Raw genomic sequence first — 20,732 nt, 5'->3', positions numbered from 1 at the left:
AGCAGATATAAACTATATAGTATGTTTTCAATGATAATGATAAAAAGGGTGGCATTAACATTTTTATGTCTGCTCCTGCCCTATTTCTCCAATGCCCAAATATTGAATATTGAAAAGCTCAGGTTGGAAAAAGACACAGCAAAGCATTTCTTGATGAAACTGACAACGGAACTAAGTGCTTATAACAGGAGCGCCACTCCTGACAATCCTGTTAATTTTTTCGGTTATAATCTTGATTTTAATTCCATATTCTATCCTGATAAGCATGCATATACCTTTCTGGGTAAATTTGATTATGTAGAACTAAACGATGCCAACGTAGTCAATTTTGGTTTTCTGCATACGCGGATCAATTTCCTGAGGGAAAGAATGATCAGTTATGAAACTTTTGCCCAATTTTCCTATGATGATTTCCGAGGTTTAAATTCCAGATGGATCACAGGCGGATCTGTGAGAATAAAGGTTTTTGAGAATGAAAAAACTACTTTGGTGTGGAGCACTGGCGCCATGTATGAATACGAAAAATGGCAGGTTCCTGAATCTGATGAGCAGGTGGAAGTTAATTTCTTAAAAAACACGAACTATCTTTCCATCAGAAGAACAGTGAATGAAATCATCGATTTTAACATGATTAACTACTATCAAACTGGCTATGATCAGGAGATTGATCAATTCAGGAACAGGCTTAGTAGTTCCACAATTTTAAATTTCAAATTAAGCAAATGGCTCTCCTGGAAAAATAGCTTTGATATTAGTTACGAGGACAAACCGATTGTGGACATTACTAAATTGATCTACACACTCAGAACCGGGATTTCATTGGATTTGTAATATCGAAAACTACTTCATGTTTTTTAGATTACAAATTTATTTTTTCACCTACAAAGCTTTATAATTAATATGTATTGTTGCAATAAATCTCTAAACTTATTAAATAACCATCCCGAGTATTGGAGAGACAATTAAATAAATACTGTAGACATGAAAAGAAGAAGGTTTGTAAAGGGACTTATTGGGCTCACCGGATTAGGGGCACTTACTGGTTTATATGCCTGGCAAATAGAACCTTTTTGGCTTGAATTTGTAAAAAAGAAAATGCCTCTTCAAAACCTACCTTCAAGTTTGGTTGGTAAAACAGTAATGCAAATCAGCGATCTGCATGTGGGCAATAGGTTTGATTATCAATACATTATCGATTCTTTCAGAAAAGCCCAAAAACAACATCCTGATTTTGTGGTATATACCGGTGATTACGTCAGCTATGAATCCCCTCAACAATTAGAGCAACTTCAGGAAGTATTAAATCATGCTGTAAAAGGAAAACTGGGAACTGTTGGTATTTTAGGAAACCATGATTATGGAAAGAATTGGCAGGAAAATATAGTAGCTGAAAAAATATTTTCCCTGCTGGACAGATATGGGATTAAATTATTGAGGAATGAGCAAACTGAAATAGAAGGCCTGAATTTTATTGGGTTTGATGATTTGTGGGCTACAAATTTCCATCCTGAGAAGGTGATGACTGATTATGATCCTGAAACAGCAAACCTTGTATTATGCCATAATCCTGATGTATGTGATTTAAACATTTGGAATGGATATCAGGGATGGATTCTATCCGGACATACTCACGGGGGACAAGTTAAGCCACCATTTCTTGATCCACCTTTACTTCCTGTCAAGAATGAAAGGTATTCATCAGGAGAAATTGATTTAAAAGATGGAAGAACATTATACATTAACAGGGCTTTAGGACATCTATGGCAGGTGAGGTTTAACGTGAGACCGGAAATTACAATTTTTAAATTACAGCAGGTTTAATAACGACAAACACTTTCACATTTATAGCAAATCGTGCTTTTATCAATATCCGTGAAAACAACCCAAATATTAAACTTATTTTTTCTTATCCCACCAAACATAAGCCAAAAACAATAGAATACTTGCAATAGATCCCCAAATCAAACCATTTTGCAAACGTTGATTGTTTTCACCTAAATAGGCAATAAGGATTGTTAATGGAGCAATACCAATTAAAGTAGCACCAATAAACCGCCAATAGCCCATTCTGAGAATTCCCCCGACAAAGCTTATAGCATCATTTGATAAAAAGGGAGACAAACGTGTGACTACCACAGCCCAAAAACCATATTCATTGATGAAATTTTCAATCTTTCGCTCTGACTTACCACCAAGAATCTTCTTTACTACTCCTGTGCCTAAATAAGCACCTATTGCATAGCCCACTGTAGAAGCACAAAATATGGCCACCAGGATAATTAAAGAGCCCCAATAAGGTCCATAAGCCAGAATAGTCGCCACCATCAAAAAGGGAGTTGGTACTATGATCAGGAACATTTGAGCAACCATTGCAAATACAATGACAAGTGGTCCCCAGAAACTAAATTGACTTACCCATTCTTTTGTTCTTTCCTCATCCTGACTCGTAAGCACCTCCCATGCATTTTTTAGTTCCTCACTCACTTCAGGTACAAAAAAGTAAATCAGTAATACCGCCAAAACGATGGTTAAAGATATGTATAAAGGAAGTTTGCTTTTTTTGGTTTTACCTTGTTCTTGCGTTAGTGCCATATGAATATCATAAAATCAGTAAATTAAAAGCGTACCTGCCAATGGTTACATTCACGCAATGTCTATTTGATTGGTTGATAAAAGATTGAAAAGAATGGAGAAAAATCAGTAAAAACAGTGTAGTATGAAACCAGTGTTCTAAGCAAGAGACCAGCCATAACTAGTAAGCCATTTCCGGTCTGACTACCATCTCAGCTAGACAGAACCGCAGGACGGTTTGGAACCGTGCTGACCAGTAGCACTCTGTTTGCCCTCGTCTTGTGTCCCCACAGACGAGCTGGAAAAGGCTTGGATACAAGAGTTGAGAAAGTTTGCTGTGCTCGCAAGGACGTTCTAATCTTAATCTTCTGAAATATTAGGATTGGGTTTTTGTATTAGTGTGGTGTTAATGCCTCACCCCATCCCTCTCCAAAGGAGAGGGAGCTCATTTAAGGAAAATTTGAAGGCTTAGTTTAAATATTGATTGCATTTTCATTACAAGCCAGCTATTCCTTCTTAGGTCAGACTACAGGTCAGTACCGGACTTTGCCTGGAATTAACCAATCGGTCTGGATCGGTTCAAATTCACCTACAAGCCCGTGTCCGTACAAAAGAGCTTTAAGCTGGAAACTCAACTCAATAAAACTTTACCATACATTCAGGATGATTTTTTTCGAATTTCCTTACTCTACTACTCCAAATTCTGGTATTATAGCATTTAAGTTCTTCCAAATTATTTAATTCATCCACACTTTTTAGTCTACGAACCAGAGTACTGGAAATATCAAGGTATTCCAGACCATAAAGTTCTTCAAGCCCTTTTAAATTCTTGATCCTTGTACCGGCTACACTCAATCTTCTAAGATTTTCCAAACTTTCCAAAGGACGTAAGTCATCCACTGAAGAATAATCTAAATTCAGCTCTTCCAGCGTTTTCAATTGAGCCAAAGGTTTAATGGAAGCAATAGGTGTTTCCTTAATGGTAAGTCTTTTAATCTCCCCTACGGCTTCAATACTATTTAGATCGGTCAGTCTCACACGCTCAAGATAAACTGATTCCAACTGAACAAATTGATCAAGTGGTTCAAGTTGTGTAATCCCCTCATCAATGATCACTACATTGGTCATAGCCGTCAATTGATGTAGTTCCTTAGCAGTAGGCGGATTGCCCATTCCTAATTGCAACTGAAAAATCTGTTGCCAGATGAGATCCAAATCCTCCCACCAATTGCTGAGTCCTTCTGTATCATATATCACAATACAATCGTTGTCAATTTCTTTTAAGAAAACTTTTACGGTAGATTTCTCTATACCTGCATTGTCAATATTCAACAATTTCAAGCTTTTAACCCTTGAAAGCTTAAGCACTTGCTCTTCGGATAATTCATTGTTAGAAATATTAAGCTTTCTAAGCTTTTTGAGGTTCAGTAAAGGATCTACTTTGGTAAAGCCTACATTGCTTGCATTCAACTCCGACAAGCTATTTAATGAACTAAGTGGGTCCAGACTATTGATATTATTTCCGGCAATAGATAAAGATCTGAGGCGGGAGAATTTCTTCAAAGCAAATAAATCAGTGAGTCCTGAGTTGTCCAGATTTAAACTATCAGTCAATAATAGTTTCGTGAGCTGTTCCTTTTCCGGAATGGAATTTTGTGTTCCTGAAAGATAAGTATCAAAGGCTTTTTTCCATGCAGGGTTAAGCGAAGCCCACCATGCGGATAATTCTTCTGAATTGATGATAATTAATACCTGCGGATTCTCATCAGTGAAATTCGCAGCTTTTTCCCGGCTAATGAAAGTATTATCAGCATATACTTTTTCCAGGCTTTTTATAGTCATTAGAGGCTCCAGGCTTACAACCTGAGTATTGCTTATTTTCAGATTCTTTAAAGCACTATACTTTCTCAAAGGAGAAAGATCTGAAATGGCATTAAAAGTAAGATCCAATACCTGCAAGGTGTTAGGACTTAATGAATCGGACACATTTCTGATATTGGTGCGAGCCAGATGAAGCTCTGTTAGATTATTGAGGGGAAATAACAGGCTCAATTCACTAAAAAAAGTTTCGCTCAAATCCAGTTTTTTTAAAGCCTTAAAATCCGAAATCACGCTAAAATCAGAGATGTTAGTCCCTTTGAGGTATAGTTCTTCCAGTTGAGTAAGGTTCACCAGATCCTCCAAATTACGAACCTGCGTAAAGGACAGGTCAAGTATTTTCAATTTTTCGGCATAGCGTAAAAAACTAACATCCGTAATACTGGTATTAGAGAGGTTAAGATAGGTAATTTCTGTAAGACTGCTGAGCGGGGCAATGTCCTGAATTTTGGTATTACTTAAATTGATTTTCTGTAGGTCAACCAACATGTTGAGAGGTTCCACTGACACAATAAAGTCATTGCCAGCTAAATTTATTGAGTCCAGGGAAGCAATTTTATTCAGTTCACTCATACTTATACTATCAGAACTAATACCCAATTTTTCTTTGAATATGTTTTTCCATCCGAATGAAAGGTTGTTCCACCACTCTTTAAGTGCCTGCTCCCTGCTTACTTTTGTAGTATAAATACTGACAATTTGAAGTTCGTCAGTAGTTTTGTCAAGGTTAATTTCAATAAATCGTTTTTGGGTATTCAAGATAGACTCTCCTTCAAGGCCTGTACCCTTTAAAGTCCTGTTGAGTGTAACTTTAAATGATAATTCTCCATTATCACGTAAAAAGGGCTCTATTTCCTTAATTTCAAAATCAAATTTTACATCCCGAAAAAAGAATTCAATATCCTTCAAATAAGCAGTGATATCTTTATTTACCAATACCATTCTGTTAGAAGTCAGATCATCTTCCACCTGTACCTTGCCATCTCTGAATATTTTCTTATAGCTCTCACGAATGATTACATCTTTATCCCTGGGACTGCTGCTTTTACTCCCCAGGGTATTAAGCATAAATGACAAAAACCTCACCTGGTCCTCTGCCTTGGATTGATAGCTTTTCACCTCTTCCTTGGTATAATCGCCCAACTGTTGCGCATTGGCCAATTGAGCGAATAGGCCTAAAGTAAGGAGAAGACTGAATGCGATAAAAAATCTACTGTTGATCATAGATAAAGGCTTTAAGTGCCGAAATGTCTTCATTTTTTATGGGGGCAAGATCTGAAATTAACCATCCGCTATTGTAGCCCGGTCTGTTATATTCTGATATTTGAAAATACCATCCTTCACATTGGAAAAAATGAAACTTCAAATTCTTTACTGTTTTAAAAGCAATAGTTTTATTGCCTAATTCGTACAAAAAAATGGATAAATAGTCAGGCTTAAATTCAGTGCTGGTAAAATCAACACCTTTTTGATTTCGGAAAGATTTATGCAAGTTCATAAAATCCAGTTCATGACTCATAGGATGCAGAAATGATTTTTGATCACTACTATCTTTCCCAAAATACTGCTGATATTGCATGGAAGTTGCTTTGTCCAATACCCATTCAAAACCTTGTCCCTGAGGCTGTATTTTAAAGAATAAAGAGATATTTTCCTCCTGTCCGGAGCGGGTAAAAACGGCACTTACTTCAGCAAACCAACCATCATCATGAAAATTAAGATATTTTGGATTTCTTTTATCTGTCACATCATTGATGAAAGCTTTTTTTCTATCATTAGGAATACCGCTATTATCATCATCAAACAAGATGGTAATGTAATTCTTGCGCAATGAAACATCACGATAAGCCCTGTCATTTTGATAGTAGCGTTTGCCTTTCTGGTCTTCTTCACCATTAAAGCGTCTGAAAAACTGATTGACCTGCTTAGTGGAAGCATATAATTCAGTCTCATCCATGCCACTTCCACCTCCCTGCCTAATTTGGGCAGGGAGTATGGAGGGCATAGTAAGCAAGAATACGATTACAAATAATCTTAATCTTATCATGCAGAAGTTTCTGTCACACGGATATCACCTAACATCACATCCCAGAATTCGATCGTACGACCTGCAATTTGGGTTTTCTTTTTCTCTACATAAATAGTGATGTCTTTTTTGGTGGTGTCCTTATAGGTAAGGCCATCTTCAGATGTTCCTTCAAAACGTTGATATACAGTTACAACACCCACGTATTTACCATCTGGTTGCTGTTCCAGATCACTGATGTAGTGAATATCATACCAATCAATTTTTACTTTATCATAATTCAGTGCCATCAACCGCTGAAAATACTCACGTACTTTATAATAAGTTATTTCTTCGGTACTTAATGAGGAAACACCCATCTCACTATCAGGGGCAAAAAGCTCTTCTGCCCTGTCCATAACACGGTTTGCTTCAGAATAGGCAGTTTCTTTATCTCCAATAATGCTGATATATTTACTTAAATCACGCACCTTTTCAAGGGCTAGTGAATCTATTGCCTGCTTTCTTTGTGGAGAAATATCCGCTGATTGAGCCAGTGCTCCAAATGAGATGCAAAACAAAAGGGCAAGCATACTTAAATTTTTCATGTATTTTATTGCGATCAAATTCATATTATTATTCATTTTAGTGAGCATAGATTATTTACGAATCAATTCCAATTCAGTAATTTTACCATTGGCATTGGTTTTCATCTCATAGATTTCATTAAGATTTTTACCCTGATCTTTGAGATAGTTCATATAATCCTTAATGGTGGTAGGCTCATCATAATCTTTGGTACCATCGGCTGATTCATGTATAATAATCAACACAGGCACATCCCCTGAAGCAAACATAGCCTTTGCTTCATTAATGTTGCGATTAGCAGCAGTAGGGTTTTGCGAAGAAGAGCTTATAGCGCTAAAATAGCTATTTAAACGCAACATAAGATTTGCTTTGGTTTCAGCCTCTTCAACGGGCTCTTCGGATTCCGGCATTTCTTCTTCAGTAACTTCCGGTACAGGAGCTGGAGTTGGAGATTGATCAGCTGCTTTTTTGCTACTCTTACAAGCAAATAGACCTGCACTTAATAACAGACATAATGTGGCTAATCTTAAAAACGATTTCATTTTATTCATTTTGTTTATTCCGTTTGGTATATTTCCCCTTTAACGTATTTATTTAAAAATGTTATGATTATCGAAATAATATAATATTTAATCGATAAAAAAAGGCGATTAATAGGTGATATTTGAAATTTATAAAACGTAATAATGGTTTAAAAATATAATTTTACGTAATAAAGCAAGATTGAATATTAAATAAGGCTTTATTTACTAATATCCCTTAGCAGGAAAATCAATTGGAATAATATGACACAAAACACATCGCTTCAAAATCAGGAAAAACCACAACCTTCAGAAAGTTTCTGGACTAAAACTTTCTTAATCAAAACACTTTTAAACGGCTTGTTAATCATACTGCCTACTATTATTATTTTATTCCTGCTTTCATTGATATTCAAATTTGTCTTCAATGTTATCTCTCCTATAAGTTCTATTCTGGACAAAAATGCAGACTCGCATACCTGGTTCATCAATTTCTTAGCACTCCTGATACTATTGGTGATTATCTTTCTTATAGGTTTAATCATGCGTGCCAGAAGAGGCAAAAGCTATTTTAAAGTATTTGAAATGAAATACCTTAGCCAAATCCCTCTTTATTCTTCAGTAAAAGATACGGTAGCCCAATTTTCCGGATTGAAGAAAATGCCTTTTAGTCAGGTAGTTTTGGTAGACGCCTACAATACGGGGGTTCTTTTAACAGGCTTTATCACAGAATCAGTCTCTAATAATATATATACCGTTTTTGTCCCGACAGCACCCAATCCTATGAATGGCAATATTTACCACGTTCCTGCTTCACAATTAAAATTTCTGGATATTGAACCGGAACAAGCAATGCGTACTATTGTGGGAATGGGAACAGGTTCCTCTAAGCTATTTTCAGCTAAGGAAAGAGCGCAAGAAAGTAGTTAAGTGATCTCCAATAATTGGATTTGATTTATGATACAGGTATATGAACATCAACAGATTTTTCTCCTTGCTTTTACAAATAACAGTAACATTTGAAAGTAACTCTCTATATCCAATACAGGAAATTTGAATTCCCTTATATTTGTGTCCATTAATAATTGAAGAGATACAACAATGAAATGAGCATAAATTTTAGAATCCTTAACATACCAACCGAGGATGAATAAAATTTATTGAATTCCATGTGACTAATGGAAATAAACATATACACATGAAATGTCCATAAAGCCAGCTATACCAACCGAGGATGAATATTAGTAAAAGCCTAGGATGTGGAAGTAGATGGTAGAGGTCAGACATTCCATGTGACCACTAAAAATAAACATATACACATGAAATATTTGATAGTAGGCCTGGGAAATATAGGCGCTGAATATGAAATCACCAGACATAACATCGGTTTTCTCACCTTAGACAGACTTGCCGATAACCAGAAAGTGAGCTTTGAAACGCTAAAACTGGCGATGAAATCAGAGTTCAAATATAAAGGAAGACAGATCCACCTCATCAAGCCCACCACTTATATGAATTTATCCGGCAAGGCTGTCAATTATTGGATGCAGGAGTTGAACATTCCAAAAGAAAACATTCTGGTAATTACTGATGACATAGCTTTACCATTTGCAAAGTTAAGAATGAGGGCGAAAGGATCAGCAGCTGGCCATAATGGGTTGAAAAATATCGAAGATCTCACAGGCGGACAGGATTATTCTCGTTTAAAATTTGGTGTAGGTGATAATTTCCCAAAAGGAAGACAAGTAGATTATGTTTTGAGCCCTTTTACCAAACAAGAGTTTGAGGAGTTGCCCTTTGCAATGGATAAAGCCTGTGAAATGGTTTTAGCTTTTACAACCATTGGAGTAAACATGACCATGAGCCAATTTAATGATTGATTAGATAGTTGAGGCTTTATTCGTATTTCCTAAAGCCAATACTAAAGGAAAATCTAAATCTATGATTGCTAAAAAGTCTTCCTAATCTTCTGGCATAGCTTACCCTTTGTGAGTAAACAATCTCTAATATGAGTTCATGTTTATTCTTTTTTACCAGTAGATTTATCACCTAAAGTATCCTCAACATATAGCATATTTATAAGTACCATTACAATAGCTATAATAGGAGTCGCAAGGATTAAACCTAGACCTCCTACCAATATTCCCAGCAACACCTGAGAGATAAGAATCATTGCAGGAGGTAAATAAACCATTTGCTTCTGTACTAATGGGGTTATAATATTACTTTCCAATGCCTGAACCCCGATATACAATAAGGCGACATACAAAGCAGTACCTGGCCCTTCCATGAAACCAATAAGCACCGCAGGTACTAAAGCAATTATAGGTCCGAAGTTGGGTATAAAGGAAAGAATACCTGCTATAATTCCTAATGAAAGTGCCAGCGGTACTCCCAAAATATAAAGGCCTACAGTAGTCAAAACTGCCACTACTAACATGGAAAACAGTTTGCCTGCAATCCATTTTTTCAAAGTAGCTCCGAGCTTTTCCAGCACTTCTTCAGCTCTTCCTCTCCTGGAAATTGGCACCAGTTTTATTATCCCATGCTGATAAGGTTCCGGTTGTGCCATCATAAAGAGTCCTATAAAAAGTATAATATACATATCAGCTAAAACACCAAAAGTAGAAGCAAAAACACCGAACGATTTTTTCAACATACCACTCTTTTCCTGCATCCATTTTACAGGATCATCAGGGATTTGATCAATTATTTTTCTTCCAATAGAACTACTCTCCATCTGCTGTCTAGTGTCATCAATGGCTTGTGGTAATTGTTGCGTAAGCTGGTTTACCTGATCGCTTATCTGTGGAGCAATGAAAAATGATGTCAACACAATTAATCCAATTACCAGTAGCACCGAAATTAAAGTAGACCAGCCTAAAGAAATATGGGTATATTTATGGATAAAACTTGCAATACCTCGAAAAAAAGAAGCCAATAAAACCCCAGCCAAAATGAGTAACAGAACCTTAAAAGCTATACCAAAAAGAAGTAGTACAAGAATTATAGGAATAAAAACCCCAGCTACTATTAATACTTTTTTTGTAAAAGTTGGTTGATCAAAAATTTGTTTGCTATTCTCCAAAACGGGTATTTTTAAAGTAGAAATTATTTCCCCCTAATTAAATACACAAGTACGTAGGTGATATACGGAGGTTTATAATATTCAATATATCTTTAACCTCATAGATAAAGGAGATTGGATAGTAATAATTAGTAGTATTAATATTGCCTATAAAACTTAGGTGACGCTACACTCGTAATATAAATACAAATGGAGGTAATTTAACTAGCGTGGATAAGATTCATTATTTGACTCTACCTATTCTCCTTTAAAGCTTTCTCTTTATTTATAATCAATTTTGTGACACGAAAGGCTAGGAACAATCAAATTGTGAAAGAGAAATTTTGCTTGAATACTTTACAACAAAAGATTTAACCTATGAAAAGACTAAAATTTTCTCAATTAATGATTTTCCTGTTACTATTAGTAACAGTTACTGGTTGCGATTTAGCAGCTGGTATTTTTGAAGCAGGTGTATGGGTAGGAATAATTGTTGTTATACTTGTGATTGCCCTTATAATATGGGTAATCAAAAAAATATTCGATTAATTGTCTAGCATCTCTTATTTTCAGATGGCATCATATTTATAAGCTTCCTTACATTATTTCTTCCCTGCTAACATTGATACCTATATGAAAAGGTTGGAATTAAGATGTGCATTAAAGCCTAAAGATCAGTATTTTACGAAAACATTTCCAAATTTTGACCACTAAAAGATACAGGACACTAATATTGTTTTTGATGGAGCCAACACTAACTTTGTAAAAGTTGAGTATAGCCTTATCCCAAAAGTCCAGAGTTATTTGTGCTTTTTAAACTATGCTATTCATCAAGAAAGTATTATTTACTAAATTTCTGATTGTATACACCTTCTAATTCGGGTACTTTTATTTCAATAAATGCATGTTTACTAGCTGCATGGCATGCATTACACGATTGGATCAGCAATTGATAAGAACTCTCAAATGCACTTTTATCCTGTTTTTTAATTGCCTCTTCCACTTGCTCAAATGCGGGAATAGACATTTTCGTAACCATTTCACTCACTGCAAAACCTTCATCAATTACATCGGCTTCCGAAATTTCCTCTATTGTTTCTTCTAATTCATGAGCATAAAATTCAGATAACTCCCAATTCTCTTGGCTTCCAGCCCAATAAAGTTTTGTACTAAAGCGCTGCATATATCCCATTGCTTTGGCTACTTCGTATTTTTCTTCTGTTATAGGAGTGACGGGGGCATCAGTTCCCTTAGCCTCCATGCTGCTATTAAGCTGGCCAATACTAATCAGATTCATAACAGCTAATATAATAGCGATTAAACCTATGACGATGGCAATAGTATTTTTATTCATTTGTTCTTCTTTTTATTTAGACTGAACAAAGATAATAAAGTTTGATTGATTTGATAAAATCACTAAATTTAAATCCAACAGAAAGCCTTTATCAGGAAATTAAAAACTCCACAGCTTTGTTGAACTTATTGAGATAAAAACTTAAGAGAAAGCTGGCAAGTAAAAACTTTACTATTGGCCAATTATCAATTGCCAATCAAAAAGAAAGATTATATTATGTTTGCAAAAACATTTTAAACATAATTTAGCCATTCAAGTTAGTTGCGTATATTTAATCTTTCAAATAAAAGATATTCATGAGAGTTTCTGTTTACAGAAAAGAACATTTTAATGCAGCACATAGATTACACAATCCTAATTGGACCGATGAGAAGAACCAAATGGTGTTCGGGAAGTGCAATAATCCCAATTTCCATGGCCACAATTACGATCTGGAAGTAAAAGTAACAGGAGAAATAAACCCTGAAACCGGCTATGTGGTGGACATGAAAGTGCTAAGCGATATCATTAAAGAAAATGTGTTGGATAGATTTGATCATAGAAATTTGAATCTGGATACTCAGGAATTTAAATCGATTAATCCTACTGCAGAAAATATTGCTGTTGTGATTTATCAATTATTGAGAGAGAAAATTGAGGCATCATTGGATGTCAAAATTAAACTTTACGAAACAGAAAGAAATTATGTTGAATACCCCACAGAATAACAAAAAGTTGGACGACTTCAATTCTATAGACGATTTGGGAGATGACCACTCTGGTTCAAGCCATGAAACTCCTTTAAGGCCGGATGCATTTAAAATGGATGATGAACTTAAAATGGAAATGATAGCCAAGCATTTTAAGGAAATAATGCATATTTTGGGAATGGATTTAACCGATGACAGCCTGAAAGGCACACCTGCCAGAGTAGCCAAGATGTATGTAAAAGAGGTGTTTAGCGGACTGAACCCTTTAAACAAGCCCACCCCAAAACTCTTTGAAAATAAGTACAAATATGATCAAATGTTGGTGGAAAAAGACATTACCTTTTATTCTCATTGTGAACACCATTTTGTACCCATTTATGGTAAAGCACACGTAGCTTACTTTTCCAGCGGGAAAGTAATTGGTCTTTCCAAGATCAATAGAATTGTGCAGTATTTTTCGAAAAGGCCACAGGTGCAGGAGCGGCTCACTATGCAGATAGCAGAGGAATTTAAGAGAGTATTAGACACTGATAGCGTAGCGGTAGTAATGGATGCTTCACATATGTGTGTTTCTTCAAGAGGTGTAGGTGATACTAATAGCCGAACAGGCACTTCTTATTTTGGTGGAAAGTTCAATGATGAGGCCACCAGAAGAGAGTTCCTGGATTATATTAACAGCCCCTCCCCCAGATAGAGTAAAGATTTTCTCAGAAGGACCAAGTGTAATTGATTTTTATCAATAAGGCGGAAGTTTTATTTTAGAGAATTCAGCACCATATTTTATTATACAACAACTAAAAGAGGAAGCTATCACCGGCTTGCTCTTTTTTTATGCAGATCTCAAACATTTGTTCTAATTGAATGGTTGATTACACGAACAATAAACAACTGTTATGTCATTTGAGAACAAAAACTTCCTCATTGTTGGGGCTAGTTCAGGAATAGGCTTAAGTCTTGCCAAAGACCTACAAAATAAAGGAGCCCATCTTTATCTGGCTTCCAGAAGCAAACCTGAAATTACAGGTGATTTCAGTTACATTAAATTGGATGTTGCAAATTTTGATACAGAACTGGATAAACTACCTGAAGAACTCCACGGCCTTGTTTACTGTCCGGGGACAATTAACCTTAAGCCCTTTCAGCGATTGAAAGATGAGGATTTCATCAGAGATTTCACTATCAATACATTAGGGGCAGCCAAAGTGATCCAGAAAGCTCTAAAGAATTTAAAAGCAGCTAATGGATCAAGTATAGTACTTTTCAGTACCGTAGCTGCCAATTCTGGCTTACCTTTTCACGCATCAATAGCGGCTGCCAAGGGTGCACTGCAAGGATTGGGATTAAGTTTGGCTGCTGAATTGGCGGCCAGTAAAATCAGAGTGAACATGATAGCCCCCGGCCTGACGGATACTCCACTAGCAGGAAACCTGTTATCAACGGATGAGAAAAAGGAAGCTTCCAACAAAAGACATCCATTAGGAAGATACGGGAAACCTGAAGACATAGCCAGGCTGGCAATCTTCTTGTTGAATAGTGATAGCTCCTGGATGACTGCCCAGGTAATAGGCCTTGATGGAGGAATGGGAAATATTCGGCATATTTAATTTAAACAATCTCTGCTTTGTAAAGTTAATTATAATATCATTTTTAATACACTTTTATATATGAGTAATACAACAGATAATTTAAAAGACAATCTAATAACCCACTCAGAGCTGAAACATGCTAAAGTATCTTTTGTGGAAGGTAAACCAATTGCTATAGTTGAGGCTACCAGCTCCTATATTCCAATTGAAGAATTTAAAAAAACTTTTGAGTCTATTGGAAAGCTTGTGAAAGAAAAACATATTACCAAATTAATTTTTGATAAGAGACCACTCACAGTTTTTCATCAGCCATCAATGGAATGGTATTTTACAGAATGGAAAGAGGAAATGTACAGGCACGGCCTAAAAACCCATAGGAAGATATTGCCCGATAATAAAGTGTTTAAGCAAAGTGTTAAAATAGGCAGAGAGAAGATTAAAGAGAATTATCCTGGTTTAAAATTTAATGAAATGGATATTCAATACAAAGACAATTTGCAGGACGCAATTGATCATTAATTAATCCGTAGTTTATGAAAGATATTAAAGAAGATGCATTCAAATTAGAGCTTGAGACTGCCAAAAAAGAGATTCAAATCCTTAAAACCACTTACGAGTCACAAATAAGTGAACTTAAGGAGGAAGTGTCATTTTTGAAAGAGAAACTGACTTCTCAACAAGAAATGCTGAATATGGCAGTTAATTACTCTCATAAACTAAGTAAAGAATTGGCAAACTTAAAAAAAAGGGTAGATTCCGGTAATTTTCAAAGTATTCATTAGCAGTTTATAACATTAATTGTAGGGAGAAGTAAGTTAAAAAACACTTCCCCTTCAATTTAACTATCAATCCATCTTTATTTTCATGAACAAAATACCAGAATCATATTACTTCTACAAAGAGCATATTCAAAAAGCCAAAGAAGAAAAAAAGAAGTTGAAAAAAGAATATGAAGAAAAAATTAAGAGGTTGACCGGGGAAATCACGCTTTTGAACCAACAAATAGATGAACAATATACAATGATCTCCCGGTCGATAGAATATGTAATGAAATTGGAGGAACAAATTAAATCGATGGACAACCAATTAAATACTCTTCCAGATAAAATAAGCTGATAAAGACACCACCTTCAAATAACCACCCTCGATTGTGGATAAAATCGAGCGTACAACTGTAAGAAAGGCGAATATCGTCATTAAATTTTGTATCAAAAGCATTTGTGAGACACAAACGCAGGCGTACTGACTTGGGGGAAAACTTTCCTAATTTCAAGGAATTAGTTTATTCGAATGTTAATACCTTTCATTATAAATAAGCAAACATCAGATTTGGAAATTTCAAGATTTAGATAAAGAATAGCACTCACGTTTCCAGATAATCATAAAAAAGGCTGTTAACAATAATGGTCAACAGCCTTTCCAAAGATTAACTCCAATACCATATATTATAAGGTGGTGATGGAACGTTTATTTTTAAGTGCCTTTCGCATCATATAACGTTCTACCAAAACATCGATAGGTTTAAGAAGAATGGCTATACCCAATTTAAAAACAAACCCTATTTGTTCATTCCCGAATTTCTCTTCCACCAGAGGTTCCAATACTCCTTCAGATATAATAAACAATATAATGGCAATTAGTAGCACAATAGAGGATGCTTTTCTTCCCACTTTTGCCTTCACTAATTGATCTATAGTATCCTGAAGTAATTGATTGTTTACTTTCAGATCATCATTGATCTTATTGATTTCATCTGATTGTTTCTTTAATTTCTCGTTGGCTTCATTCAGCCTGGAATGCAATCTATCACTTACAGAGGTTAAAAGCTTGGCTTCTCCTATTAATCTCTCATATTTGTTACAAAGTGCTGTATAATTTTCTTTAACTTTTTCAGCAGGAAGGTTATCATCTTCTGCCAACACCCTTACTTCGTTAAGAAAATCAATCTCTGCTTGAAAAACATCTGATTGAGTAACAGCTTTTGACATATATAATTGTTAGTCTTTATTTTGAATCATCTTGAAAGGCACCTTGATTATATCTTTAAAGTCCTCACCTGATTCCTGCATATCTTCATCTTCTTCATCATAATACCACTCTACGGTAAGTTCATGACCTGCACTATGAATTTTTTCAAATTTCCGAAAAATTTCCACCATGCATTTTGAAGAGCTTGTATTAAAATATTCAAGTTTCACCTCAAAAATAATAGATTTTTTAGGATTACTGACATAATTCTCCAACCAATCGAGCAATGGCTTATAAAACTCGATAGAATTTTCTGGAATTGATCTTCCTGATATAACAAAAGTGTCGGCATCCGGATTAAAATCAAGCCTTGGTGTTTTCGGTGTTGCTTCTAAATAATAAGCCTCCATATATTTTATTATTAATTCATTTATACTGTATATTAATCTTTAAACTAAAGAATGAATACTCTTTGTCTACTGATAAAAAATCATATTCCAGGGGCTGTCCTGATTTACGGACCATGTCCATAATTCCCAAACCGGCCCTTCCAATTTCAGTAAATTCTCCTTCATCCAGTTTAATCCTGTACTTTGCCCTAAGCGACTCAGGATCCATTGCATTCACTTGATCAATTCTTTGCTTCAATTTTTGGATATGTGCTTGTTGCATATAATTTCCCGCAACTATATTGTAAGATTTGTCTTCCCTGACAATCATAAGGAATACTTCCTGATAATTGTCTGGCGCCTTAAGCATATCATTATAATTATGATAGATATTTTGTAAAACTTCTACTAAAATATGAAATACTTTTTTCTTCAACCTGGAATTGTATTCAACCATAGCCAATTTGCTTTCAGCTAAAGATAATAAACTTGAAGTAAGGTTATCGGTAATTTCTCCTTTGTAACCCAACAGCAAATTCTCGCTCTTTTTTTGTTGTTTATACTGTTCCTTAGTATTTATCATTCTTTAGTATCAAAATTACATGAAGCAAAGCGCATAGCGCACAAATTACAATTTATTTTAATAAATTGAACAATTTAATGACAACTTAGTAATTTTATTTAATTATTTCACGTTTCCTGTTAATCGTTTAATAACAGGGCTTAATATTAGTACCGCAATACCTGCCCCTATTGTAAATTGAGTGATATAAATAAAAATATCAGGTAAAAGAGAAGGATCATTTGCTATGGCGTCCTGATCAAATTCACCGGCCACTATTCCTGCAATCAGGTTACCAAATGCCACTGACATGAACCATGCCCCCATCATTTGCCCCACCAATCTCTTTGGTGCCAGTTTTGTAACGGCACTTAAACCCACAGGGCTTATGAAAAGTTCTCCTGAAGTGTGTAAAAAGTAAGTCAACAATAACCATGTTGGTAATGCAGAATCTCCTGAAACAACTATCAGAGAAGCAGCCACCATTACTGCAAAACCCAATCCTAACAAGATAAGTCCAAAAGCAAATTTGATAGGAATATTGGGATTTAAATTTCGTTTGGCCAATTGGACCCAAAGCCATCCAAACACAGGAGATAACACGATTATAAATAACGGATTGGCACTTTGAAGCCAACTGGCTGGCATTAGCCAATTGCCAATTTCCCTATCTGTATATCGTTCTGCAAAAAGATTGAGCGAAGAACCAGCCTGTTCAAAACCAGACCAGAAAACTGCCGAAAAGATTAGTAAAAGTGCAATGGCTCCTACTTTTTTTGTTTCGTCCTTGTTAAGACCTCCAAAAAGGAAAGTTACTAAGAAGAATAGTACTAACGCACCAGCAACCACATATTTAGCCACACTGGCAATTTTAACTGCATCAATGCCCACATAACCTAAAGTGGTTAAAAGTATAAGGGCAACAAGTGCTAATAGAAACACCCAAATGCCTATTTTAATTTTCTTTCTTAATTTGATTTGCTGGCTATTAGCAGGATCATACCCTTCAGGATGCAAACCAACACCATCTAAATTTTTGCTTGTTATTTTATACTGAATAACACCCAGTAACATACCAAAACCAGCAGCTGCGAAACCAAGGTGCCAATCTACACTTTCACCCAGATATCCAGTAATTAAAGGGGCAATAAACGCTCCTAAATTAATCCCCATATAAAATATTGAAAAACCAGCATCTCTTTTCGCTGGTTCATTATCAGAATAAAGCCCTCCTACTATACTACTAATATTTGGTTTAAGTAAGCCGGTACCCAGTACAATAAGTACCAAACCAATAAAAAAGAATTCATCGGAAGGTATGGCCATACAAAAATGGCCAGCTGCTATTATTATACCTCCATACCATACTGCCTTTTGCAAACCAAAAAATCGATCGGCCAACCAACCACCTGGCAAAGCAAGTAAATAAACAAACATTGTGTACAGTCCGTATATAGCTGTGGCAGATTTATCGTCTATGCCCATACCACCATCTTCTATAGCTGCAACCATAAATAACACCAGTAAGGCACGCATACCATAGTAACTGAAACGTTCCCACATCTCAGTAAAAAACAAGGTGGCTAATCCACGCGGATGGCCAAAAAAGGTTTTTTCAGAACTCATATAATCTAATAGTTAGTAATATTAAAAATTCAAGTTGCTAAAACTAATACGGGAAGGTCATTAAACCAAATTGCAACGCAAAATACCGTTAAATTCAACAGATAGTGTAAATTATACACTTTCTAAAGTCTAACAATTACTGTAAAAATTACTTTATAAGCTATTTAATTTATTTAACTTTGCCTTTAAACCATTGTATCAATCTCGTAAAAATCAAAAATAATGAAGGAATATGGACTTAAATCCTCTAAAGCCGGACTTGACAGTCTTGGCTTGCAAAATGTAAGTGAAGCTTATTGGAACCTGACTCCTGCTGAATTAGTAGAACATGCCTTAAAGAATAAAGAAGGGTTTCTTACTGACACAGGTGCATTAATGTGCGATACCGGAAAATTCACAGGAAGATCGCCTAAAGATAAATTCATAGTTAAAGATGATAAAACTGCCGACAAAGTTTGGTGGGGCAATATCAATATTCCTTTTGATTCGGATAAATTTGATGCGCTGCACCAGAAAATGTTGGATTTCCTTGCTGATAAAAAGGTGTATGTAAGAGATGCCTATGCCGGGGCCGATAAAACCTATAGATTAAAGTTAAGGGTTGTGAATACACAGGCATGGCATAACCTGTTTTGTTATAATATGTTCTTAAGGCCCGAGCAATATAAACTAGAGAATTTCGAGCCTTCCTTTACAATTATCAACGCCCCGGAATTTGAAGCAGACCCGGAAGCAGATGGAACCCGTCAGAAAAACTTTGCCATCATAAATTTCAGCAAAAACATTATCTTAATTGGTGGCACCGGCTATGCTGGTGAAATGAAAAAAGGAATATTCTCTGTATTAAACTTTACTTTGCCATCAGAGCACAACGTACTTTCAATGCACTGCTCTGCCAACATGAGTGAAAAAGGTGATGGCGATACGGCTATCTTTTTTGGCTTATCAGGCACGGGGAAAACCACGCTTTCAGCTGACGAAAACAGAGGATTAATTGGAGATGATGAACACGGCTGGACAGATCAGGGTGTATTTAACTTCGAAGGAGGTTGTTATGCTAAAACAATTGATTTAACAAAGGAAAAAGAACCACAGATATATGATGCCATCAGGTTTGGCGCCATTGTTGAAAATACCCGCTTTCTTCCGGGCACCCGTACTGTAGATTATTCCAACGTAAGTGTTACTGAAAATACCAGAACGGCCTATCCTATCCACCATATTGACAACGCGGTTTCACCATCTATTGGTGGCGTACCTAAAAATATTTTCTTTCTTACTTGTGATGCTTATGGGGTATTACCTCCAATCTCCAAATTAAGTAAAGGACAGGCAATGTACCATTTCATTTCAGGGTACACTGCAAAAGTAGCCGGAACAGAAGCCGGTATTACAGAGCCTCAAACAGTATTCTCTGCTTGTTTTGGAGCACCATTCCTTCCACTACACCCAACTACCTATGCAGAAATGTTAGGTAAAAAAATGGATGAGAACAAAGTGAATGTTTGGTTGGTCAATACGGGCTGGTCTGGCGGACCTTATGGTGTTGGTTCAAGAATGAAATTGAAGTATACAAGAGAGATGATTTCTGCTGCACTTAATGGCAGCTTGAATGATGTAGGCTACAGAAACCACTCCATATTTGGATGTGCCATCCCTGCTACCTGTCCTAATATTCCGTCAGAAGTATTAAGCCCTAGGGAGACCTGGAAAAATGATAAAGGCTACTATGAAATGGCCAATAAACTGGCAGCTGAGTTCAACGAGAATTTCAAGAAGTTTGAAGAGTATGCCAATGATGAAATTATGGCAGGTGCACCAAGACCCAATTTAGCAAAAGTGTAAATAGAATAAAGTAGTAATACTAACCACTTTATTGATAAATTTAAACGACTGTTGTAAAACTTTTTCTGTTTTCGGCAGTCGTT

Annotated in this window: 23 protein-coding genes; 12 read left to right on the top strand and 11 right to left on the bottom strand. The window is 35.8% G+C overall.

Annotation, left to right across the window (positions count from 1 at the left end):
* Positions 1-21: 21 nt before the first annotated feature.
* Both JKA74_RS04415 and JKA74_RS04410 read left to right on the top strand, forming a co-directional pair.
* Positions 22-831: a DUF481 domain-containing protein gene (locus JKA74_RS04415; protein WP_236587495.1), complete on the top strand. Its 810-nt coding sequence runs from the start codon at positions 22-24 to the stop codon at positions 829-831.
* A 150-nt stretch (positions 832-981) separates the two neighbouring features.
* Positions 982-1,821, top strand: coding sequence for a metallophosphoesterase (locus JKA74_RS04410; RefSeq protein WP_201429937.1), 840 nt, complete (start codon positions 982-984; stop codon positions 1,819-1,821).
* Positions 1,822-1,896: 75 nt separating this feature from the next.
* Here JKA74_RS04410 and JKA74_RS04405 read toward each other — a convergent pair whose 3' ends face one another.
* The 5 genes from JKA74_RS04405 to JKA74_RS04385 all read right to left on the bottom strand — a co-directional run bounded on the left by JKA74_RS04405 (position 1,897) and on the right by JKA74_RS04385 (position 7,584).
* Entirely contained in the window at positions 1,897-2,592 is a 696-nt protein-coding gene (locus JKA74_RS04405; RefSeq protein WP_201429936.1) for a TVP38/TMEM64 family protein, read from the bottom strand.
* 615 nt (positions 2,593-3,207) lie between these two features.
* A complete protein-coding gene (locus JKA74_RS04400) occupies positions 3,208-5,673 on the bottom strand; it encodes a leucine-rich repeat domain-containing protein (protein ID WP_201429935.1) in 2,466 nt (821 codons plus the stop codon).
* On the bottom strand, positions 5,660-6,496 hold the full coding sequence (locus JKA74_RS04395) for a hypothetical protein (protein ID WP_201429934.1): 837 nt from the start codon (positions 6,494-6,496) through the stop codon (positions 5,660-5,662). Before JKA74_RS04395 ends, JKA74_RS04400 begins: the two co-directional genes overlap by 14 nt.
* Positions 6,493-7,062 (bottom strand): hypothetical protein, encoded by a 570-nt coding sequence (locus JKA74_RS04390; RefSeq protein ID WP_201429933.1) that lies wholly within the window; start codon positions 7,060-7,062, stop codon positions 6,493-6,495. Before JKA74_RS04390 ends, JKA74_RS04395 begins: the two co-directional genes overlap by 4 nt.
* Positions 7,063-7,113: 51 nt before the next feature.
* Complete coding sequence (locus tag JKA74_RS04385; RefSeq protein ID WP_201429932.1) at positions 7,114-7,584, bottom strand: nucleoid-structuring protein H-NS; 471 nt, start codon at positions 7,582-7,584, stop codon at positions 7,114-7,116.
* A gap of 243 nt (positions 7,585-7,827) precedes the next feature.
* Between JKA74_RS04385 and JKA74_RS04380 the strand changes: the two genes are divergently transcribed.
* The gene (locus JKA74_RS04380) at positions 7,828-8,493 is read left to right on the top strand and encodes a DUF502 domain-containing protein (protein WP_201429931.1); all 666 of its coding nucleotides are present in this window, start codon (positions 7,828-7,830) and stop codon (positions 8,491-8,493) included.
* Between the two features lie 389 nt (positions 8,494-8,882).
* Complete coding sequence (pth, locus tag JKA74_RS04375; RefSeq protein WP_201429930.1) at positions 8,883-9,443, top strand: aminoacyl-tRNA hydrolase; 561 nt, start codon at positions 8,883-8,885, stop codon at positions 9,441-9,443.
* Positions 9,444-9,583: 140 nt separating this feature from the next.
* Here the strand turns inward: pth and JKA74_RS04370 are convergent, their stop codons facing one another.
* Complete coding sequence (locus tag JKA74_RS04370) at positions 9,584-10,651, bottom strand: AI-2E family transporter (protein ID WP_201429929.1); 1,068 nt, start codon at positions 10,649-10,651, stop codon at positions 9,584-9,586.
* A 357-nt stretch (positions 10,652-11,008) separates the two neighbouring features.
* Between JKA74_RS04370 and JKA74_RS04365 the strand changes: the two genes are divergently transcribed.
* The gene (locus JKA74_RS04365) at positions 11,009-11,179 is read left to right on the top strand and encodes a hypothetical protein (protein WP_201429928.1); all 171 of its coding nucleotides are present in this window, start codon (positions 11,009-11,011) and stop codon (positions 11,177-11,179) included.
* A gap of 292 nt (positions 11,180-11,471) precedes the next feature.
* Here JKA74_RS04365 and JKA74_RS04360 read toward each other — a convergent pair whose 3' ends face one another.
* On the bottom strand, positions 11,472-11,984 hold the full coding sequence (locus JKA74_RS04360) for a hypothetical protein (protein WP_201429927.1): 513 nt from the start codon (positions 11,982-11,984) through the stop codon (positions 11,472-11,474).
* Positions 11,985-12,280: 296 nt separating this feature from the next.
* On the opposite strand from JKA74_RS04360, the gene JKA74_RS04355 reads away from it, so the two are divergent.
* From JKA74_RS04355 to JKA74_RS04330, 6 genes are all read left to right on the top strand, one after another.
* A complete protein-coding gene (locus JKA74_RS04355; RefSeq protein WP_201429926.1) occupies positions 12,281-12,691 on the top strand; it encodes a 6-pyruvoyl trahydropterin synthase family protein in 411 nt (136 codons plus the stop codon).
* Positions 12,669-13,367: a GTP cyclohydrolase I FolE gene (gene folE, locus JKA74_RS04350; RefSeq protein ID WP_201429925.1), complete on the top strand. Its 699-nt coding sequence runs from the start codon at positions 12,669-12,671 to the stop codon at positions 13,365-13,367. Before JKA74_RS04355 ends, folE begins: the two co-directional genes overlap by 23 nt.
* Before the next feature lie 199 nt (positions 13,368-13,566).
* Positions 13,567-14,277 (top strand): SDR family NAD(P)-dependent oxidoreductase, encoded by a 711-nt coding sequence (locus JKA74_RS04345; protein ID WP_201429924.1) that lies wholly within the window; start codon positions 13,567-13,569, stop codon positions 14,275-14,277.
* Between the two features lie 60 nt (positions 14,278-14,337).
* Complete coding sequence (locus tag JKA74_RS04340) at positions 14,338-14,778, top strand: hypothetical protein (RefSeq protein ID WP_201429923.1); 441 nt, start codon at positions 14,338-14,340, stop codon at positions 14,776-14,778.
* A gap of 14 nt (positions 14,779-14,792) precedes the next feature.
* Positions 14,793-15,041: a hypothetical protein gene (locus tag JKA74_RS04335; protein WP_201429922.1), complete on the top strand. Its 249-nt coding sequence runs from the start codon at positions 14,793-14,795 to the stop codon at positions 15,039-15,041.
* Between the two features lie 82 nt (positions 15,042-15,123).
* The gene (locus tag JKA74_RS04330; RefSeq protein WP_201429921.1) at positions 15,124-15,375 is read left to right on the top strand and encodes a hypothetical protein; all 252 of its coding nucleotides are present in this window, start codon (positions 15,124-15,126) and stop codon (positions 15,373-15,375) included.
* Between the two features lie 329 nt (positions 15,376-15,704).
* On the opposite strand, the gene JKA74_RS04325 is transcribed toward JKA74_RS04330, so the two are convergent.
* The 4 genes from JKA74_RS04325 to JKA74_RS04310 form a co-directional block, all read right to left on the bottom strand.
* Entirely contained in the window at positions 15,705-16,247 is a 543-nt protein-coding gene (locus tag JKA74_RS04325) for a hypothetical protein (RefSeq protein ID WP_201429920.1), read from the bottom strand.
* Between the two features lie 9 nt (positions 16,248-16,256).
* Positions 16,257-16,637, bottom strand: coding sequence for a DUF1987 domain-containing protein (locus JKA74_RS04320; RefSeq protein WP_201429919.1), 381 nt, complete (start codon positions 16,635-16,637; stop codon positions 16,257-16,259).
* Between the two features lie 16 nt (positions 16,638-16,653).
* Positions 16,654-17,199 carry a SiaB family protein kinase gene (locus tag JKA74_RS04315; RefSeq protein ID WP_201429918.1) on the bottom strand — a complete coding sequence of 182 codons (546 nt, stop codon included), beginning with the start codon at positions 17,197-17,199 and terminating at the stop codon, positions 16,654-16,656.
* Between the two features lie 102 nt (positions 17,200-17,301).
* The gene (locus JKA74_RS04310) at positions 17,302-18,804 is read right to left on the bottom strand and encodes a peptide MFS transporter (protein WP_201429917.1); all 1,503 of its coding nucleotides are present in this window, start codon (positions 18,802-18,804) and stop codon (positions 17,302-17,304) included.
* A 222-nt stretch (positions 18,805-19,026) separates the two neighbouring features.
* Between JKA74_RS04310 and pckA the strand changes: the two genes are divergently transcribed.
* Complete coding sequence (gene pckA, locus JKA74_RS04305; RefSeq protein WP_201429916.1) at positions 19,027-20,649, top strand: phosphoenolpyruvate carboxykinase (ATP); 1,623 nt, start codon at positions 19,027-19,029, stop codon at positions 20,647-20,649.
* The last annotated feature ends 83 nt before the right edge of the window (positions 20,650-20,732 follow it).

The organism is Marivirga aurantiaca (assembly GCF_016679925.1).
In the GTDB taxonomy this organism is placed as follows: Bacteria; Bacteroidota; Bacteroidia; order Cytophagales; family Cyclobacteriaceae; genus Marivirga; species Marivirga aurantiaca.
Note: the sequence above shows the minus strand (reverse complement) of the source record. Positions and strands in the feature narration are given on the sequence as shown.

Bases quoted from the DNA above. Each gene is read 5' to 3' on its own strand.
- JKA74_RS04415 (WP_236587495.1), top strand. From the start codon at position 22: ATGTTTTCAATGATAATGATAAAAAGGGTGGCATTAACATTTTTATGT.
- JKA74_RS04410 (WP_201429937.1), top strand. From the start codon at position 982: ATGAAAAGAAGAAGGTTTGTAAAGGGACTTATTGGGCTCACCGGATTA.
- JKA74_RS04405 (WP_201429936.1), bottom strand. From the start codon at position 2,592: ATGGCACTAACGCAAGAACAAGGTAAAACCAAAAAAAGCAAACTTCCT.
- JKA74_RS04400 (WP_201429935.1), bottom strand. From the start codon at position 5,673: ATGATCAACAGTAGATTTTTTATCGCATTCAGTCTTCTCCTTACTTTA.
- JKA74_RS04395 (WP_201429934.1), bottom strand. From the start codon at position 6,496: ATGATAAGATTAAGATTATTTGTAATCGTATTCTTGCTTACTATGCCC.
- JKA74_RS04390 (WP_201429933.1), bottom strand. From the start codon at position 7,062: ATGAAAAATTTAAGTATGCTTGCCCTTTTGTTTTGCATCTCATTTGGA.
- JKA74_RS04385 (WP_201429932.1), bottom strand. From the start codon at position 7,584: ATGAAATCGTTTTTAAGATTAGCCACATTATGTCTGTTATTAAGTGCA.
- JKA74_RS04380 (WP_201429931.1), top strand. From the start codon at position 7,828: ATGACACAAAACACATCGCTTCAAAATCAGGAAAAACCACAACCTTCA.
- pth (WP_201429930.1), top strand. From the start codon at position 8,883: ATGAAATATTTGATAGTAGGCCTGGGAAATATAGGCGCTGAATATGAA.
- JKA74_RS04365 (WP_201429928.1), top strand. From the start codon at position 11,009: ATGAAAAGACTAAAATTTTCTCAATTAATGATTTTCCTGTTACTATTA.
- JKA74_RS04360 (WP_201429927.1), bottom strand. From the start codon at position 11,984: ATGAATAAAAATACTATTGCCATCGTCATAGGTTTAATCGCTATTATA.
- JKA74_RS04355 (WP_201429926.1), top strand. From the start codon at position 12,281: ATGAGAGTTTCTGTTTACAGAAAAGAACATTTTAATGCAGCACATAGA.
- folE (WP_201429925.1), top strand. From the start codon at position 12,669: ATGTTGAATACCCCACAGAATAACAAAAAGTTGGACGACTTCAATTCT.
- JKA74_RS04345 (WP_201429924.1), top strand. From the start codon at position 13,567: ATGTCATTTGAGAACAAAAACTTCCTCATTGTTGGGGCTAGTTCAGGA.
- JKA74_RS04340 (WP_201429923.1), top strand. From the start codon at position 14,338: ATGAGTAATACAACAGATAATTTAAAAGACAATCTAATAACCCACTCA.
- JKA74_RS04335 (WP_201429922.1), top strand. From the start codon at position 14,793: ATGAAAGATATTAAAGAAGATGCATTCAAATTAGAGCTTGAGACTGCC.
- JKA74_RS04330 (WP_201429921.1), top strand. From the start codon at position 15,124: ATGAACAAAATACCAGAATCATATTACTTCTACAAAGAGCATATTCAA.
- JKA74_RS04325 (WP_201429920.1), bottom strand. From the start codon at position 16,247: ATGTCAAAAGCTGTTACTCAATCAGATGTTTTTCAAGCAGAGATTGAT.
- JKA74_RS04320 (WP_201429919.1), bottom strand. From the start codon at position 16,637: ATGGAGGCTTATTATTTAGAAGCAACACCGAAAACACCAAGGCTTGAT.
- JKA74_RS04315 (WP_201429918.1), bottom strand. From the start codon at position 17,199: ATGATAAATACTAAGGAACAGTATAAACAACAAAAAAAGAGCGAGAAT.
- JKA74_RS04310 (WP_201429917.1), bottom strand. From the start codon at position 18,804: ATGAGTTCTGAAAAAACCTTTTTTGGCCATCCGCGTGGATTAGCCACC.
- pckA (WP_201429916.1), top strand. From the start codon at position 19,027: ATGAAGGAATATGGACTTAAATCCTCTAAAGCCGGACTTGACAGTCTT.